This window comes from Pseudomonas syringae (assembly GCF_000737245.1).
GTDB classification, from domain to species: domain Bacteria; phylum Pseudomonadota; class Gammaproteobacteria; order Pseudomonadales; family Pseudomonadaceae; genus Aquipseudomonas; species Aquipseudomonas syringae_J.
Map to the genome: position 1 here is coordinate 128995 of NZ_JPQU01000034.1, position 17269 is coordinate 146263.

At 57.5% G+C, this 17269-nt stretch carries 14 protein-coding genes; all 14 read right to left on the reverse strand.

Annotated features, from left to right (window positions below):
* Nucleotides 1-914: 914 nt before the first annotated feature.
* Nucleotides 915-1337: a hypothetical protein gene (locus tag IV01_RS13005; protein ID WP_154232217.1), complete on the reverse strand. Its 423-nt coding sequence runs from the start codon at nt 1335-1337 to the stop codon at nt 915-917.
* 643 nt (nt 1338-1980) lie between these two features.
* Nucleotides 1981-2484, reverse strand: coding sequence for a copper chaperone PCu(A)C (locus IV01_RS13000; RefSeq protein ID WP_418903533.1), 504 nt, complete (start codon nt 2482-2484; stop codon nt 1981-1983).
* Nucleotides 2478-3083: an SCO family protein gene (locus IV01_RS12995; protein WP_032628537.1), complete on the reverse strand. Its 606-nt coding sequence runs from the start codon at nt 3081-3083 to the stop codon at nt 2478-2480. The genes IV01_RS13000 and IV01_RS12995 overlap by 7 nt, the downstream gene beginning before the upstream one ends.
* Before the next feature lie 226 nt (nt 3084-3309).
* Complete coding sequence (locus IV01_RS12990) at nt 3310-4083, reverse strand: substrate-binding periplasmic protein (protein WP_032628538.1); 774 nt, start codon at nt 4081-4083, stop codon at nt 3310-3312.
* A gap of 252 nt (nt 4084-4335) precedes the next feature.
* A complete protein-coding gene (locus IV01_RS12985; RefSeq protein ID WP_032628539.1) occupies nt 4336-6231 on the reverse strand; it encodes an acyltransferase family protein in 1896 nt (631 codons plus the stop codon).
* A gap of 58 nt (nt 6232-6289) precedes the next feature.
* Complete coding sequence (locus IV01_RS12980) at nt 6290-7597, reverse strand: membrane protein (RefSeq protein WP_032628540.1); 1308 nt, start codon at nt 7595-7597, stop codon at nt 6290-6292.
* A gap of 399 nt (nt 7598-7996) precedes the next feature.
* On the reverse strand, nt 7997-9619 hold the full coding sequence (locus tag IV01_RS12975) for a glucan biosynthesis protein D (protein WP_032628541.1): 1623 nt from the start codon (nt 9617-9619) through the stop codon (nt 7997-7999).
* 190 nt (nt 9620-9809) lie between these two features.
* Nucleotides 9810-11210 carry a dihydrolipoyl dehydrogenase gene (lpdA, locus tag IV01_RS12970; protein ID WP_032628542.1) on the reverse strand — a complete coding sequence of 467 codons (1401 nt, stop codon included), beginning with the start codon at nt 11208-11210 and terminating at the stop codon, nt 9810-9812.
* Nucleotides 11211-11374: 164 nt separating this feature from the next.
* Complete coding sequence (locus tag IV01_RS12965) at nt 11375-12304, reverse strand: phosphatidate cytidylyltransferase (RefSeq protein ID WP_032628543.1); 930 nt, start codon at nt 12302-12304, stop codon at nt 11375-11377.
* Nucleotides 12304-12924, reverse strand: coding sequence for a lysophospholipid acyltransferase family protein (locus tag IV01_RS12960; RefSeq protein ID WP_032628544.1), 621 nt, complete (start codon nt 12922-12924; stop codon nt 12304-12306). The genes IV01_RS12965 and IV01_RS12960 overlap by 1 nt, the downstream gene beginning before the upstream one ends.
* A gap of 9 nt (nt 12925-12933) precedes the next feature.
* Nucleotides 12934-13323: a hypothetical protein gene (locus IV01_RS12955; protein WP_418903531.1), complete on the reverse strand. Its 390-nt coding sequence runs from the start codon at nt 13321-13323 to the stop codon at nt 12934-12936.
* Nucleotides 13324-13378: 55 nt separating this feature from the next.
* Entirely contained in the window at nt 13379-14788 is a 1410-nt protein-coding gene (locus IV01_RS0125065; RefSeq protein WP_050507553.1) for a phosphatase PAP2/dual specificity phosphatase family protein, read from the reverse strand.
* A complete protein-coding gene (locus IV01_RS12950; RefSeq protein WP_032628546.1) occupies nt 14785-16542 on the reverse strand; it encodes a bifunctional alpha/beta hydrolase/class I SAM-dependent methyltransferase in 1758 nt (585 codons plus the stop codon). The genes IV01_RS0125065 and IV01_RS12950 overlap by 4 nt, the downstream gene beginning before the upstream one ends.
* A gap of 50 nt (nt 16543-16592) precedes the next feature.
* Nucleotides 16593-17219 (reverse strand): CDP-alcohol phosphatidyltransferase family protein, encoded by a 627-nt coding sequence (locus tag IV01_RS12945; RefSeq protein ID WP_032628547.1) that lies wholly within the window; start codon nt 17217-17219, stop codon nt 16593-16595.
* Nucleotides 17220-17269 lie beyond the last annotated feature (50 nt).

The window sequence follows — 17269 nt, forward strand, 5'->3', positions numbered from 1 at the left end:
AGTGTCAATGATGATTTTGGCTTGGTCACTCGAGATGATTTTTTTGGTGATTCAGAAAGCGGGGGGTAGACCCTCCCAGTGCTGACCATTAGAGCCAATTGTAGATGGTGATACGCGCATTAGAATGGCCGCTCATGGCCGATTTCTGCCGGTCAAAGCCACCCGATGTACAGGTCAAGCCGAATGCAAATGGGTGGTCAAGTGCGATGCAAGCGGGTGGTCAAGTGGAATGCAATTACCCAATTGGCTTGCAGCTGCTTCCGCTCCAAGCATCCGCCCGGCCTCATTCAGATCATCTGGAAAGTGCCATTGAAAACACCTTTCTGATTTCGGAGCTCAGATGCAGGGTCTGTCCTACATCCGGTGAGGGTCACGAATGATATCTGCCCAATTGGGCGACCAGTGGACGGTTACTTTGGCACTCGACGTTTCCCTGCGAGTATTCCCGTAGGCTCTTCACATGTTGCTTGGACCGCCGCTCGTAGAAAATGACCCTGATTCGGATTAGCAGCCAAAACGGCTCGAGCCTCTCTGATGAACTGCTCTTGACGCCACCACTTGTCAGTTCTGACCTTACGACGCCCTTTCATTCGGTACCTCGCTCATCCAACTGGGAACTACCCAACCACCCAGCTGCCAAGGAGGTCGGGAGACGATGTGTCAGTGGCCAGCGTCTTTGAAAAATTCGTTCCTGACAAGGGCTACCTTTTTAGCAACGCCCGCAGCGGTGCTGCGGGATAAGTATCGCTGTCCATAACTGTCGGCATGATCCAAAAGTCGCTGAAGAGGTGCCAGTGGTGATCAGAGCCCGAACGAAATTGGCATTCAAGATACTTGATATCCGCCAATACAACGGTGATACCTCGAGCGAGTCGACCAGATGCCGAGTTCTTCCAGACAGTATTCCCCAGAGGTTATCCGGGCATGATGTCGTCGACTTCCCTGCTCGCCGCTGAAAGTACTGCATCTGGAGCTTGAGGAAGAACATCTTCAGGCCGAAGGCCTCCAAGGAAGTTGTTAGGTGATCTGAACCAAAACGCCATTCCCCAACCACCCTTGGTTGAGTGAAGGACTGCTATTACCTCGGCCAGGGCTGGAAGCAAACATTCTTCCTCGTTATCCATGAATGCATAGTCCGGGTAATGTACTTGTCCCTGATACTCTATTGAAAAGATCTCCCCCTTCGCCTCTGCTTGCTGGAGTCTCAGCTTAAGTCTATCGGGTGCTTTACCATGAAGTCGGGCGATACAATCTGGAGTACGGAAACGTCCTGCTGCAAGAATCTCATTTTTGGCCCGAGTGAGCATTTCCTCAAGCCTTCGTGCTGTCAAAGCCATGGCGCGTAGCCTCTGAGCTGAATTTGGCGGAGTTCGGGGGGCTTCGGCTGGCGGCAATAGCTTGGGTGAAGCTCAAAAGCGCTTAGCTAATCCCACTGATGAAACCGGTGCAAGCCCATATGAGGATCTAGTGTAGCCGCACCTCTCATCGTGTGTTGTCCTATCGGCTACCGGGCTCTATGCGTGGCAGCCAGAAGGTAAGCCCATCAGCGAAAGGAGGACCGCGGGGACGTGTTCTGTTTCATGCCTTTCCACGCCCAACTCTTGGCCGCTTGCCTTGGTTTTCCAAACGAATCTCTTATCAGGCGACCTACGCAGGAGGAAGCACCTTTCCCAATCACAAGTGAGTTGATTCCTCAAAAATGTAACATCATGTCTGGGTGAGGTCCTTTTAGTGGCCCATTTGCCTCTTTTTCTCCTGCAGGTTCGTTGTGACAACCTTTATTCTTTTAAAAACTCCATCATATTATGTAAAAGCGAGATTTGTGACAGCCTTTATTAATTTGTAGATTCTCGTTTTCTGGCTGGAGGCCGCCAACTGCGAGGGGGCTTGTGACAACCTTTATTCTTACGACACATTTAGAAAAAACAAACCCCTCAATCCGAGGGGTTTGTTTTTAGTGCTTCTAAGTTATCCACAACCTCAATGCATCTTACTGTGGTCATGCATAGCGCCATGGTCGGGGGCCGTCAACGCGCGGGCGCTCGCCTGGACTTCAATGGTCTGCTTGGTGCCAGTCGCGTCTTCAACGGTCAGCGAGATCGGCACTTGATCGCCTTCTTTCACCTGGCTCACCAGGTCAATCAGCATCACGTGGTAGCTATTGGAGTCCATTGTCACTGGCTTGCCTGCGGGCAATTCAACGGCGGCGACTTCTTTCATGCTCATGACATCGTTGGTCATGGAGGACTGGTGAATCTGCACTGTTTTGGCCGCTGGGGACTGGGCGCCGACGAGCTTGCTATCGGTGCTGGCGGTGACGGTCATGAAGGCGCCGGTGGACGGCTGGCCTGGTACGGTTGCCCGAACCCAGGCATCGGTGATCACTGTTTGTGCGGAGGCCTGAGCGGCAATGCACAGCGCAGAAGCAGCGATCAGGGCTTTGAGAGGGCGAGTGAAAGTGGATTGAGTAAATTTCATCAGCAGACTTCCATGACGGTGAGCAGATCTTCTGTGCACTGTTGGGCAGAAAGGGAGTGCGACAGGCCCAGGCGTAATACGCCACGGGTGTCGTAAACGTAACTCGTCGCGGTGTGGGACATTGTGTAAGTGTCGCCTGTGGGTATCTTCTCGTAGAACACCCCGAATTCCTTCGCTGTCGCTGCGGTTTCTTCAAGGGTGCCGGACAACGCCACAAACGACGGATCGAAGGCTTTGACGTAGGCGTCGATAATCTCGGGTTTGTCCCGCTCAGGGTCGATGGTGATGAAAATGACCTGGAAGATATCGCCATCTTTGCCCAGCAGCTTCTTGATCTGCGCGGCACGGGCGAGGGCGGTGGGGCAGACGGCCGGGCATTGGGTGAAGCCGAAAAATATCATGGGCATATAGCCCCTGAAGCTCGACAGGGTTTTTACGTTGCCTTGCGGGTCCTTGAGCTTGAAGGTTCTGCCCAGGATCTTGTTGCTCAGGTCTTTGCCGTATTTGAACGACAGCGCGCTGGAACTATCACAGCCGGCGATCAAACCCAGGCTCAGCAGGCTGAGTCCGCCGATGACCTGGCGACGTGTCAGTAGCTCATTCATGTAGTGCCTCCACCAGCAAACAGCCGGGCGAAATGAGGCGGGCAATCTAACATTTCGTAGCAGGGCAGAAATAGAAATCTGTAAGGGGAAGTAAATAAGCGGGTCTAAATGATCGGTCTAGGAGTTGTCGGAGGTTACGACGGCGACGAAGGCGATTCGAATGACACACCGCAGATCGCAGCCTTCGGCACCTCCTAAACGTAAATGCGCTGTTATCGGACCCTAGTCAAGGGGTCTCACCGGCAGACTCATTCGTGGTCAGGTACGCATGGCGAATTCGAGCCACCTCGCCACTGCGCACCAGGCTCGCGATTGCTGCGTTAATCCGTGGCAGCAAGACAGCGTACTGCGGCTGCAGCTTCATGCCTAAAGGAGCTTCGCTGAGCTTGGCACCACGCTCGAACAGGTTGCGGTCCATGCCTTTGCTGGCAATCAGATACTCGAACAGATCATCGACCATCGCCACTGCGTCTACCCGACCCGTCTGGAGGAGTTGCAGCAGTGCTGGATCTTCAGATGTTTGCAGTCTGGTCAGGCGTTTGTCGGCAAATAGCGGGTCCATTGTGCGATAGGTATAACCACGAACAACGCCGACGGTCTGGCCGTTCAACTTATCCACAGGCGTGTGCGCCATAGGACTGCCCTTAAGGACGTAAAGGTGTTCTCGCACATTCATGTAAGGTTTGGAGAAGGCAAATCGCCGTACTTCGTCAGCGTTGTTCCATTGCACAGAGTCTGCGTAATTCAGGTCCAGCTCGCCCTTGATCAGCATGGCTTGAAGCCTGTTGACCGGATAGGAAACAAACTGCGCGTCGATCTCGGCCAGTTGCAAAACGCGCCGGGCTATATCCGTGGCGATCCCTCGCAGCTGACCCTGCTCACCTTCATAGCTGAACGGCCGCCATTGCGTGCCTCCCGCTTGCCAGGGTTCGGCCTTTGCACTGCTCGTTAACTGGACGCTGCTCAGGATCAACCCTAGAAATATCTGCCGAACGAACATGGTCGCTTCCTTGCAATATAGGGGGAGCACTCAACCCAGTGGGAGCGAGCTTGCTCGCGAATATGGTTTACAGATCCAGCAGATGTCTCGGACCCAATAGCCGTTTCGTGAGCAAGCTTGCTCCCACAAAGTGTTGCTCTAGAAAACTAGTCCAAAGTTAGCAGGCCAACGTGGCGTTGGCGTGAATATCTCGGGCGCAAAAAAGCCCGCACTGGCGGATCCAGGCGGGCCTTTTGAAGCGAGGGGCGCGGGTTAACGAATGGACTGTTTGCGCAGCTCAGGCAATACGAAGTTTTTCACGATATACATCGAGCCTTTCTCGCTCAGGTGCCCGGAGTCAAATTGCAACAGCGAGTTGTCTTCCTGCAAGCGCACCAGACAGGAGTTGACCACGCAGAGCTTGTCGATCAGGGAGATGAAGTCCACGGCTTGGGGGTCAATCTGGCTCTGCGTGGCGCGGTCGGTGGCCATGATGCTCTGATCGAGCGCCGGGTCGGTGATGTGAGTCTCTGTCTGGCCCCAATGTCGATTGGCGATGACGAAGGGCAGCGACGGGTTCCATTGCGGCAACGGCCCGAGCAGGACGATATGTTTGACGCCGTAGCTCTTGAGGCGCGCGGCAATTTCACTCCATTGGGTTTTGTCGTGCTGATCCTTCTGGGCAATGATCACGACGTCCGGGCGCAATCGCTGGATGTTCTCCAGCGCCGTTCTATTGGAATAGTTGCAGCTCTGTACCGGTATGGTGTCGCGGCCAGCACCTTGGGTCAGGCTGGGTTTGCAGCCCGCCGATGCCACTTGATAGAAGGGCGTGTCTGCTGCCAGCTGCGTCCGCAAACCCAGCGACAGCGCCTGGGCATGTGAATCGCCCCACAGGAATACACCGCCATGTCCGCGTTGCTGGGTGCAGGATGGGTCGATGGCGGACTGATGGCGCTCAGCGAACGCGGAATACGCATCACACTTGAGCCAGTAATGCTCGTACATATTCTTGTAGCGATTGGCGTAGTCCTGAACGAAAAGCGCCTTATCCGAAATGCTCGCCGCACGCAGCGGCGTCACTGCACCCTCGGTCGCACTGACGGCCCCGGCAGCCACGAAAACCATGCTGATCAGGCCGCTGACTGTTGCGAATTTCCAACGACGCTTGGGTGTGGACTTTGCCGGGGCTTTTTCAATCCATTGATAAGAAGCCAACCCCAAGGCAAACGCGCAGGCGATGCCCAACAACGCATTGCTGGTATCGCCCATATACCCGGCATAGCTCATCAATACCACCACCGGCCAATGCCAGAGGTACAGCGAGTAGGACAGCTTGCCTGTCCATTGTGAGAAAGGGTTGCCAGTCAGGAATGAATTCTGGCGGGCAGCCATGATCACCGCCAGTGTGCCCAGCACGGGCAATAACGCCAGATATCCCGGCCAGACGTCTTTTTCCGACAGCACTACGAAGCTCGTCAGCATCAGACCCAGGCCGACCGTCTCCAGCGCTCGCTGATGCCCACCGCGCAGCTTGATGGGAAACACACAGGCGACGCCGCCCACCAGCAATTCCCAGGCTCGGGTTGGCAATAGATAAAACGCCGGCTCAGGCCACCTGAACGAGGCAAATACGCAAAAGCCAAAGCCTGCCACGCAGGCTGCCAGAATCAGCCAGCGCAAATTGCTCACGGCGACCACCCGGCTCAGCGCCAGCAGCACGAGCGGATAAATCATGTAGAACTGCCATTCCACCGACAGCGACCAAGTGTGCAGTAGCCATTTCTCATGGGCGCTGGCCGTGAAGTAACCGGCCTCGAACCAGTAAACGAAATTGGACACAAAGCCCAGGCTGCCAGCGATGTGCTTGCCAAGGGCGCTGTAGTCCGGCGGCAACAGATAGAACCAGCCCAACAGCAACAGTACGAAACACAGCGCCGCCAGCGCCGGAATAATGCGTCTGGCGCGGGATCGGTAAAACGCCAGCAGGCTGAAATTCCCGGCGCTCAGGTTGCGCAGGATAATCCCGGTGATCAGGTATCCCGAGATCACGAAGAAAATATCCACCCCGGCAAAGCCGCCTGGTAACCAGCCGGGATTGAAGTGGAATAGCAGCACGGCAATCACCGCGATGGCGCGCAGTCCATTGATGTCTTTTCTGAAGTCCATGGGCGTGTCTTCGTGGCTGGGAGTTGGCAGCGTGGGGGCGAACCGTCGGGCGCAGTGCTTAGTACGAAGCGGCCGGCGGCGTCAGTTGAAACGCCTGCGGTCGAGCTGTCTTGCGGCTGTCCAGCAGCTTGCCAGACAACACATGACCGATCCCCAGGCCCAGAAACAGGTTGGCGATGGTCACTTCGAACATGTCAGTGGTCCAGCTGATCAGGCAGCAACAGAACGTGATTGCCAGCAAGGCTCGACCAATGCGGCTGTCGTTGTTACTCAACGCGAAGAACAGCGGTATCTGAAGGGCGTACAACAGTGGGCCAAACACACCGAAAGTTGCCCACAGATACATGGCGCTGCTGTCGGCTCCGGTGAGCATTTCTGCGCCCGGTACCGGGAACATCGACGCGGGGCTGCCAAACAGGCCAAAACCCGCCCCGGTATAACCCCAGCCAAGCCCTTCGATAATCTCCACCAGATTTGGCCAGGTGTTGATCAGCCGGTCATACAGGGAGGCTAGCGAATCGCTGCTACTGCTGACGGTGCGTACATCAAAGTCATACACCAGCCCCACCAGCGGCAGGGTCAAGCCGCCAATCACAGCGACCACGCAGATAATGCGCGAGGTCCAGCGCAGGTTGCTGAGCAGCAGAATGCCCATGGTTGCCACAAAGGCTGCGGCGGGGGCTTTACTGGTGGTCAGGACGATGCCGTAAAGCGCCGCAACGCTTAACGTCAGTAGCACCAACCGGGAGCGGATGAACATTGCCAGATAGAGGGTATAGATCGCGATAAGGATCGACAGGACGTTGGACACCCGGGCGAAACCAGCGATGCGATCTTCGGCCCCGGCACTCCATGCTGTGTTGGCGCTCAGTTCCACTTCGCCAACGCTGTAGGCGTAGCCTTTCCAGGGCACGGAAGTGACTTTGTCCAATGCAACGCCGATCAGTGACGCCAGCAGACACAGGCCGATCACCCACAGAAACAGGCGGCGCTGGTGGATCAAATGCTCGCTGCACGTCATTCCAAACAGCAACGGGCTGATGCCGAACAACCCGAACGCAATGTTGTTCAGCGACGCGCCGTGGAGCATCGCCAGCACCGAAGAGATTATCAACAGCAGCAAGCTCAGCCACACCATCCGACCGGCCTTGTAGTCGCGCAACTCCAGGGCAAACATCACCAGGCACGCGACTTTGGGCACGTACAGCAACGGCGCTATGCCGGCCTTATCGAAGTAAAACCGCAGCGCGCCAGAAAAGGTTTCGATGATAATCAGGCTGATGGCAATCCATACCACCATCGTCGATTTGTTGAAGGACATGATCGACGTCTTCGCGCCGCTGTCGTTCGCAGAGTTCAACATCATGTTTTTCTGCCTTTGGGGTGTTGGAAAGGTGAGTCGCGGGTGACCGTAGGAGCGCGCTTGCCCGCGATAACGTCAGTTCAGGTAACGGATTTTTGAATTAGGAACCGAATCGCGGGCAAGCGCGCTCCTACAGGGCAGTGAGGACCGCAGCCACGCTACCGCCCATCAACCATGTAGATGGCCAACGCGAGTGGAAAACAGGGAAGGTGTATCAGAAGTGACAGTGGCTATATCAGCCTGAGTTAACGAGGCTGTCAATCAATTCGTCAAATTTTGCGCAGCCTCCGATGGGCGTGAATTAGTGCCGTTCGCAACCCATTGAATTAGATGATGATTAAAAATTGACGTTGGAAAATAAAACAGGAGGTGATCGGGCGATCACCTCCTGACAAGTGCCACTCAGGACGGGTATTTACGCTTCTCAGGTGCAGGCGGGAAGTACTGGTACAGCCAGGTCTCACTCAAGGTCCGATCCTGCGTGCGGATGAACATGCGCATTTCAACCGGCTCGACCGAGTCGCTGTCTGGCAGCCAGTCGAAAATGATCCGGTAACCCTTGATGTCCGGCAGCACGAGGATGTTGAATTCCTGAAGCTTGCCGTGGGACACGGTCACCACAGGTTCGATAGCCGTACCTTGCGGGAGGTTGTCCAGACCGCCGCCATTGAAATCCACGGCAAAACGGCGAGCCCAGAACTTCGGATAGTGCTCGCCCGGTGCCCAGCCCTCGGTGAAGCCCCCCATACCGGAGCGAGTGGCGTGCACTTGAGCCAGCGGGGTCCGCACAGGCGGTAGCGGTGCCCAATAGAGCTTGTAACCGTAGTTGGCTGATTCCCCAGCCTTGATCTTGTCCTTCGGCGTCCAGAACACCACGATGTTGTCCATGGTTTCGCCGGTGGTGACGATTTCCACCAGGTTGACCGCGCCCTCACCCCAGGCCGTGGTCGGTTCTACCCACAGGCTTGGACGACGGTGATACCAATCCACCGTGTCCTGATAACTCGCGAACTCGTGATCGGTCTGCACCAGGCCGAAACCTTTCGGGTCTTTATCGGCGAAGGCATTGAATTGCAGGCTAGGTGGGTTGTTCAACGGACGGCAGATCCACTCGCCGTTACCACGCCACATGGCCAGACGATCCGAGTCATGGATTTGCGGGTGAATGGTGTCGCACATCCGACGTTCGTGAGTGCCGCAGCTGAACATGCTGGTCATCGGCGAGATGCCCATCTGATCGATGTCGGTACGGGCATTGATGTTTGCATCAATGTCCATGACCACTTGCCCGGACTGGCAATCGATATCGAAGCGATAGGCGCCAGTGCAGCTTGGGGAATCCAGCAGCGCGTAGACCACGAAACGGGTGGCATTCTTGTCCGGGGTTTCGAACCAGAACTTGGTGAAGTCGGGGAATTCTTCCTGACGCTTGGCGTAGGTATCGATGGCCAGGCCGCGTGCTGACAGACCGTATTGCTTGTTGCTGTCTACCGCGCGGAAGTAGCTGGCGCCGAGGAACGACACAACGTCGTTGATGGCAATCTCGGGAGCCTTGAACAGCTTGAAGCCAGCGAAGCCCAGGTCGCCTTTGACCAGGGATTTATCGATGCCGCTGGACTCGTAGTTGAACAGCTCGTGGCGGAAGTGGACTTCTCGCGACTCTTTGGTCTTGGGATCGACGCTGTACATGCGCACTGGCGTCTTGAAGCCCATGCCGACGTGGAAGAAATGCACGTCCAGCTGGCCATGAAGCTCGTTCCACAGGGAATGCCCGGCGTCGTATCTGATCGCATTGAACTGCTGAGGCGTCATGTTGGCCAAGACGGGAGGCAATACCTGCTTGGTGCTGACGTAACCCCGGCCGGCCAGTTGCTTGGCGTGGGCCTTGAGTGCGTCAAAGTCAAAGTGTTCGATCTCGCCGTCGGCCGTGGCGGCCATAGCGCGTGCAGCAAAAAGCCCCGAGGCAGGCACGCTGCTATAAGCCGCCAACGCCATGGATGCTTTCAAAAGAGTCCTGCGATTCATAAGGTGAAGCCTCTAACGAGTACTGTGCGTCCTGCACACGAAATTGCGCGCTACGACTCCTTGCTGAACGCCAAACTACCCATAACAGATAACAAACACAGCATCTGGTTCGAAAAAAACATAAATAATTACGATTTAGATGTGTAGGAATTGTCGCTGGAATGTGCAGGAACCTGTGTTGCCCTCGGCATCAAGTCTGGGTCGGCAACCCAATCACGCTCATGGCCGCCTGGCGCAGGGCTTCGGAGCGGGTCGGGTGGGGGTGGCTGATCAGGCCGATGTCTTCGGACGAAGCCGCAAATTCCATGGCCACGCAGAACTCGGCGATCATTTCACTAACGCTTGGCCCCACCAGATGCACGCCGAGGATCTCGTCGGTACGCTCATCAGCCAGCACCTTGGCGAAGCCGTCAGTCTCGTGGTTCACCTTGGAGCGGCTGTTGGCGCTGAACGGGAATTTACCGATCTTGTAAACGCGGCCCTCGGCCTTGAGCTGCTCCTCGGTTTTGCCCACGCTCGCCAGCTCCGGGCGGGTGTAGATCACGTTGGGGATCAGGTTGTAATTCACTTCTCCGGCTTTGCCGACGATGCGCTCCAAGCACACGCTCGCCTCGTCTTCAGCCTTGTGCGCCAGCATCGGACCGGAAGTGACATCGCCAATCACCCAGACGTTTTCTGCTGCGGTGCGGTGGCCCTTGTTCTCCAGCATGCCGCGCTTGTCCACGTTGAGGCCCACCGTCTCAAGTCCCAGACCTTTGGTGTAAGGGCGGCGGCCGATGGAGACCAGCACGTAATCGGCTTCGATCAGCTCGGCTTCGCCACCGGCGGCAGGTTCGACGCTGAGGTTTACACCTTGATCAGATGAGGTCGCCGTAGTGACTTTCGAACTGAGCTTGAAGTTGATTCCCTGACGCGACAGAGAACGCTGCAAGGTCTTGCCGGTTTCCAGGTCAGTGCCGTGCGCTACGTGATCGAGATACTCCACCACTGTGACTTTCGCTCCCAGACGCCGCCACACCGAGCCCAGTTCAAGGCCGATGACCCCGGCACCGATCACCACCAGATGCCTGGGCACCTCGGGCAGCGACAGCGCGCCGGTGGAATCGAGGATGCGCTTGTTATCAATCTCGACACCGGGCAACGGGGTCGGCTCGGAACCGGTGGCGATGATAATGTCTTTGGCTTGAAGCTCGGTCTCCACGCCCTGGGCATCGGTCACGATCACTTTGCCCGGGCCTGCAATACGGCCCCAGCCCTTGATCCATTCAGCCTTGTATTTGCGGAACAGAAACTCGATGCCTTTTGTCAGGGCCGTAACGCTCTCGTCTTTCTGCTTCATCATTTGCGCGAGATTGAGGGTGGGAGTGACCTCGATCCCAAGCTTGGCGAACTCTTCCCCCACGGCCGACTCGTACAGCTCGGAAGCGTGCAGCAAGGCTTTGGACGGAATGCAGCCCACATTCAGGCAAGTGCCGCCCAATGTTTCGCGGCCTTCGATACAGGCCACGCTCAAACCCAACTGTCCGGCACGAATAGCGGCGTTATAACCCCCCGGACCCCCACCGATAATCACAACGTCATAACTGCTCATGGCTGTTTTTGCTCCTGAGTCGATACGCAGAGAAGTGCAGCCCAGAGAATAGCGGGCGATTAAATGATGGTTGTAATATTCGCAGCTGCGAGCGTCAAGCTTCAAATTAAAAGCAATCTTGCTTCGCTTATAGCTTGAGGCTTGCAGCTTGTAGCTGCTTCAAGTCAAGTCCACCAATATCTAACGAGGTGGAAAAAGATCGGCGCGGCGAAACACACTGAATCCAGCCGATCGAGCATGCCGCCGTGGCCTTCGATCATGTGGCCCCAATCCTTGACGCCCCGGTCGCGCTTGATCGCCGACATGACGATGCCGCCCGCGAAGCCGAGCAAGTTGATCAGCAAGGCAATGAGGATCGACTGCCATGGGTTGAACGGCGTGATCCACCACAGCGCGCCGCCGATGAGAGAGGCCAGGGCGATGCCGCCGACGAAGCCCTCGACGGTTTTGGACGGCGATAGGTTGGGGGCGATCTTGTGTTTGCCGAACAGCTTGCCGCACACGTACTGCAACACGTCGGAGAGCTGTACCACGATCACCAGATAAGCGATCAGCAATAGATTGCGGCCTTCATAGCCGGCGATGTCCAGGGTCAGCAACGCGGGGACGTAAGACACGCAGAACACGGCGATCATCAACCCCCATTGCACCTTGGAGGCGCGTTCGAGGAAGTGTTTGCTGTCGCCGCCCAGGGAAGCCAGGATTGGCAGCAGCAAGAATACATAGACCGGAATGAAGATCGAAAACAGCCCGTACCAGTCCATGGCTATCAGCAGGTATTGCAGCGGCAGCGCCACGTAGAAGGCCGCCACCAACGCTGGGTAATCGCTTTTGCGGGTTGGTGTCAGAGTCAGGAATTCCCGCAGGGCGTAAAACGACACCGCGTAGAACAGCAGGATCACGGCGGTGTAGCCCAACGCGAAGGCGATGCCAATGACGATCACCATCACCCACCACGCATTGATTCGCGCATTGAGGTTGTCGATCACCGAGTTTGGGCCGCCGGCTTTGCGCTTGAGGATGTAACCGATCAGCGAGGCGAGTAGCAGGATCGCGCCAATCCCCATGAACAACATTTGCGTCTGCTTATCCATCAATGCTGCTCCGGTGCCAAGGCCAGCAGCGCTTCACGGCTGCGCGACAAAAACTGTTCTTTGCTCTCTTCAGCGTCCAGCTGCAAGGGTGCGCCGAAGCTGGTTGTGCATAACAACGGCAGCGGCAATATCCGGCCCTTGGGCATCACCCGGTTGAGGTTGGCTATCCACACCGGCACCAGCTCAGCCTGTGGGTAACTTTTTGCCAAGTGATACAGCCCGCTCTTGAAGGGCAGCAGACCCTCTTCCAGATTCCGTGTGCCTTCCGGGAAAATGATCAGCGAATCGCCGTTTTCCAACGCATCGAGCATGGGTTGCAGTGGGTTGCTGTCGGGCGTATTGCGCTGGCGATCAACCATCACACCGTTGAAGACGCCATTGATGATGTAACGGCGTAACGGGCTGCTCTGCCAGTAGTCGGCACCAGCGACCGGTCGAGTCAGTTTGCGCAGTGCTGGGGGCAGCGAAGCCCAAAGCAGCACGAAGTCGCCGTGGCTGCTGTGGTTGGCGAAGTAGATCCGCTGCACCGGCTCAGGCGTGCAACCCAACCACAGGCTGCGGGCGCCGGTGATGCTGCGGGCGCCAGCGGTAATGAGCGTCGCGACCAAGGGTTCGAACATGGCGTTTCCTTAAGAGGTGAAGGACAACCAAGGGAAGATGACAATGGCGCTCAGCACCACCAACAGCTGAACAGCGAGAAACAGGACCTGTTGGCGCAGCAGCTTCAACGCGCCTTGGCTGCGTAACGCCCATGAGCGCCCCGCTTTGTCCACAGGCGCAAGGCCCAGCTGGCCCAGCGCATCGTCCAGCGCGGAGGTGCGGTCGCTCAGCCATTGTGGATCGCTGGCTACCATGTGGAACAAATCTCCGTCGAAAGCCACTCGCAGCGCGTAGTACTTTTCGAGTATCCCCAGCAAAACGCCAATGACCACGACAATCAGCAACAGCGCGTTGGGCGTAGTTATCAACAGCTGAACCAGCCCGAAGCCCAGGCACAGCAGCGTCAGCCCTGTGGACAAGTTGTCAAGCGCCTTGCCCCTGCGTAACAGGCTGGAGACTATGTGGAGCTGCATTTCATGGGACATGTTTATCACCAATTGTTGAAGGATCGCAGTCCCATGTGGGAGCGGTGCTGACCCGCGATTGGGGTGTACCTGCATCGCGGGCATGCACCGCTCCCACAAAATTGTGTAATACCAAGAGATGGGTGTTTTTCAGGACAATCCTCGGTGCACTTTGACGAATCATCGCCACCGCCTTATCCACAGACTCAGCCCGCCCACTGTGTAAAAGCCAAGCGGCCAGCGCTGTTGCGCTACGTGAATAACCCAAGGCGCAGCAGACCAGTAGCGGGCCTTGCTGGCGCAGACGTTCGAGTGACTCGGCCGCGAGCAGGCATTGCTCCGCGCTGGGCACGGTCAGATCCAGCACCGGTACCACCTGATAACCGCGCATCCCCGGATTGAGCGGCAATTCCGCACACATATCCACAACCGCCGCGAACGGCAAGAGCTGGGCCTGGTTTGGGATTCGCCCCAGCCAAACGTTATCCACAATCTCCCGAGGATCAGGCTGTGATTTTGTCCACAGCCGAGAATTTGTCCACGCTGCTATGAGGTAGGGCGCGAATAACCAGCGGGCGGCAGGGCTGAGGCTGCCGTCGGGCCGTTTCTGAAAACCGTCAGCTCCCAATAACAGATAACTAATCGCCACCAACAACAGGGAGACCGCAGGCCAGCACAGCCACAGCCAACCCCCGCCGAGCAGCAATGCCAACCCCAGACACAGCGCGCCGCCGAGGATGTAATAGCCGCCGAGCTTCAGGCGTTGCGGGTCTTGCGTCAGCTTCGCAGAGCGCAGCGCGCTGCGACCTTGATCAGGCCAGAGCCAGATGCAAAACCACCCTGCCAGCGCGCCTGTGGGTAAGTCTATGAAGTGGTGTTGCCAAGTCGTCAGCACCGAAAGGCCAATCAGGGCGAACCAGCCATGCAGCAACCAACGCCACCCTTGATGAAAGTTGCGCAGGTAGCGGTCATAGCAAACCCACAGCACCACCAGTAGCGCGATGTGCAGCGAAGGTGCTTGATTGAAGGGTTTGTCGAAGCCCGCCAGGACCGCAAACAACCAGCCGAACAGACCGTCCAGTTCCGGGCGCTCGAAAGTGAAGCGCAGGGGCCAGAGCAAAAAGCAGCTCACTGCAATGAGTTGGGCGCTGAACAGCCGCAGCGCATGGGTATCCAGTTCGCGACGGGTCAGGCACGCCAACAGCGAGAAGCCGTACAGCAGGTCAATCGACCAATACGGAATAATCGTCCAGGCCCAGAACGGCATGTGCATTTCCCAGGCGAACACCAGCGTGCCGACATCATCGCGTTGGGCTGTGAGCCAGGTGGCAAAGCCGTAACTGGCAAAGAAAAAAGGTGCCAGCAGCACCAGCCAGACAACAGCCCGCTTCCATAGACCCGCTTCACGCTGAGCCATCAACTGATCCGCTGCGCCAGTGAGACGCTGAAGATCCCCCATTCATCCACGCGCTGAGTGATCTTGCGAAAGCCTGCGGCCTCCACCAGTTGATCCATTTCCGACTGGCTGCGCCGACGCATCACCCAGGCCTGGCCGGCGCGGTGGCTGGTCAATGCGCGGGCAATCAGTTCCAGCTGCGGGTGCCAGGGTTGGCCCGTGTAAACCAGATACCCGCCCGGTTCAACGGCCGCTGCCAGCCCGGCCAGCGAGTCGCCCACCATCTGGTTGCTGGCAAACAGCTCATACAAACCTGAAACCACCGCCAATGTCGGCTTCGGATCAAGAGCCGCCAGATCGTCGCGATCAAAGGCGTCAGCCTTGATGAAGCGGGCGATGTGCCCCAGGCCTTTTTGCTCGATCAGCGCACTGCCGTCACGCACATTGATGTCGCTGTAGTCGCGCAGCAGGATCGACTCCGGCAATGGCTCCACGCCTTGCAGGGACTCGAGAATGTAGCGTCCGTGGCCAGCGGCGATATCGACGATGCGTACTGGCGTGCCTTGATTTCGCAGATGTGCCATGGCCAGGCGCAGTAGCTCTTCGACGTTCAGCTTGCGTTGGCGAATGCCGCGCCAGCCGATGGAGTTCAGGTAGTTCTGGTCGATCAGCTTGCCAATCGGCGAGGTGCCAGTGGGTTGATTGCGGTAGACATAATCCAGCGTACTGCCGGAGTCGAAGCCGGTATCGAAACCCAGCTTCACGCCTGTGGATAACTTCGCGCCCAACGCCATGCTGGCGCGGGTCATGCGCCAGTAAAGGTCGCGGGGCGAGTTATGCGGCAGCGGTGCAGCCAGTTCTTCCGACTCCGCACAGGTCGCGCCGAGTTTGTCGGCGTCCAGCAGGGAAGGGCGCGACAGCGGCTCTTCGAAATTCTGCAGGATGAAACGCCGGGCACGGCTGACCGCCAGATGCCGGTCACGCTCGCCGAGGGTGTCGTGGAAGAAACCCGGCAGGATGTGTTTCTCCTTGCGCACACTGCCCAGCCGCTCGAAGAAGCGCTCCTGAGGACCGCGATGCACCACGAAGTCGGCACCGGAGATCAGCAACTGAGTCGGAATCGAAATGGCCTGGGCATCGGCCACCACTCGATCTGCGGCTTCATACAAGCCGAGCAGAACATTCACCGAAATGGCTTTGGTGATCAGCGGGTCGGTGTCGTAGGAAGCGATGCGTTGCGGGTCATGGCTGAGAAAGCGCGCCTTGACGTAGCTGTTGACGAAGAAATTGCCTTTGAACCTGCGCAGCAACGCCAGGCCAGGCCGCGCAAACGGCACGTACAACTTGACCTTGAAGGCCGGCGAGGCAAGCACCAGCGCGCGAATTTTCGGCGCATAGTCATGAGCCCAGGTGGCTGCGATCACTGCGCCGACGCTCTGGGCGACGACGGCCATGTTTTCTTCGGCGATAGCGAAGGTGGCGCTCAGGTGATCAACGAAGGTCTGCACATCGCGCACGCTGGTGGCGAAACTCGGGCTGTCCCCGCGAGCACCCGGCGACTGGCCGTGTCCACGTGAATCCCAGGCGAAGAAGTCGAAACCCGGCAAGTCCAGCTCATCCACCAGATGGGCAATGCGCCCCGAGTGCTCGTGCCCTCGATGGAACAGCAGTACCGCCTGACGTGGCACCGACGGGTCGACTGTGGTCGCTGGCCAATGGCGATAGAACAGCTCCACACCATCGTGGGTGCTGAAGCGTTGATCCTGAACGTCACGCATGGGATTTCCTTATTCCGGCTGTAGCTAAACGGGTGTGATCTGGACGGGCCTTACCGGGAAACATCTTCGCCTGCAGGCAACTCAGCCAGGCCACGACGCACGCGATTGATCACGGTGTAGACCAGCAAACCGGCGATAACCGCCAGAATGATGTTTATCCACAGGGGGACGAACCAGCCCACAGCGACTGCGGCGCCGATCACACCAAACACGAATGCGCGATCACTCTTGCCCATCGGCCCGTCATAACGGCGGCTGGCGCCGATCATGGGGCCGAGAACGCCCGCGTACTCGCTGAAAATCGCCCCGAGGGTGACCAGCAGGATCAGCAGCAGATTGACGCCGGGTATCAAGGCGAAGGGCAGAAACAGCGCGCTGTCGGCGATCACGTCGGTCAACTCATTGAGGTAAGCGCCCAGCCGTGATTGCTGACCGAATTCCCGGGCCAGCATGCCGTCGATGGCATTCAGCGCCATGCGAACGATCATCCATAGCGGTATCAACACGAATACCCAAGGGTGGCTGGCGAACAGCGCCACGGTAGCGCCGACCACGATGGAAATCGCGCAGGCACTCAACGTCACCTGATTGGCCGTCACACCCCGGTCGAACAGACGCTGGACCATGGGGCGCAAGAGATTCTGAAAACGGGGCTTGAGCTGGTAGATCGAAATCAACGGACGGCTTTCCTTGTCGGCAGGTCAATGCCCTTAGTGAAACACAACGT

Bases quoted from the DNA above. Each gene is read 5' to 3' on its own strand.
- IV01_RS13005 (WP_154232217.1), bottom strand. From the start codon at position 1,337: ATGGCTTTGACAGCACGAAGGCTTGAGGAAATGCTCACTCGGGCCAAA.
- IV01_RS12995 (WP_032628537.1), bottom strand. From the start codon at position 3,083: ATGAATGAGCTACTGACACGTCGCCAGGTCATCGGCGGACTCAGCCTG.
- IV01_RS12990 (WP_032628538.1), bottom strand. From the start codon at position 4,083: ATGTTCGTTCGGCAGATATTTCTAGGGTTGATCCTGAGCAGCGTCCAG.
- IV01_RS12985 (WP_032628539.1), bottom strand. From the start codon at position 6,231: ATGGACTTCAGAAAAGACATCAATGGACTGCGCGCCATCGCGGTGATT.
- IV01_RS12980 (WP_032628540.1), bottom strand. From the start codon at position 7,597: ATGATGTTGAACTCTGCGAACGACAGCGGCGCGAAGACGTCGATCATG.
- IV01_RS12975 (WP_032628541.1), bottom strand. From the start codon at position 9,619: ATGAATCGCAGGACTCTTTTGAAAGCATCCATGGCGTTGGCGGCTTAT.
- lpdA (WP_032628542.1), bottom strand. From the start codon at position 11,210: ATGAGCAGTTATGACGTTGTGATTATCGGTGGGGGTCCGGGGGGTTAT.
- IV01_RS12965 (WP_032628543.1), bottom strand. From the start codon at position 12,304: ATGGATAAGCAGACGCAAATGTTGTTCATGGGGATTGGCGCGATCCTG.
- IV01_RS12960 (WP_032628544.1), bottom strand. From the start codon at position 12,924: ATGTTCGAACCCTTGGTCGCGACGCTCATTACCGCTGGCGCCCGCAGC.
- IV01_RS12950 (WP_032628546.1), bottom strand. From the start codon at position 16,542: ATGCGTGACGTTCAGGATCAACGCTTCAGCACCCACGATGGTGTGGAG.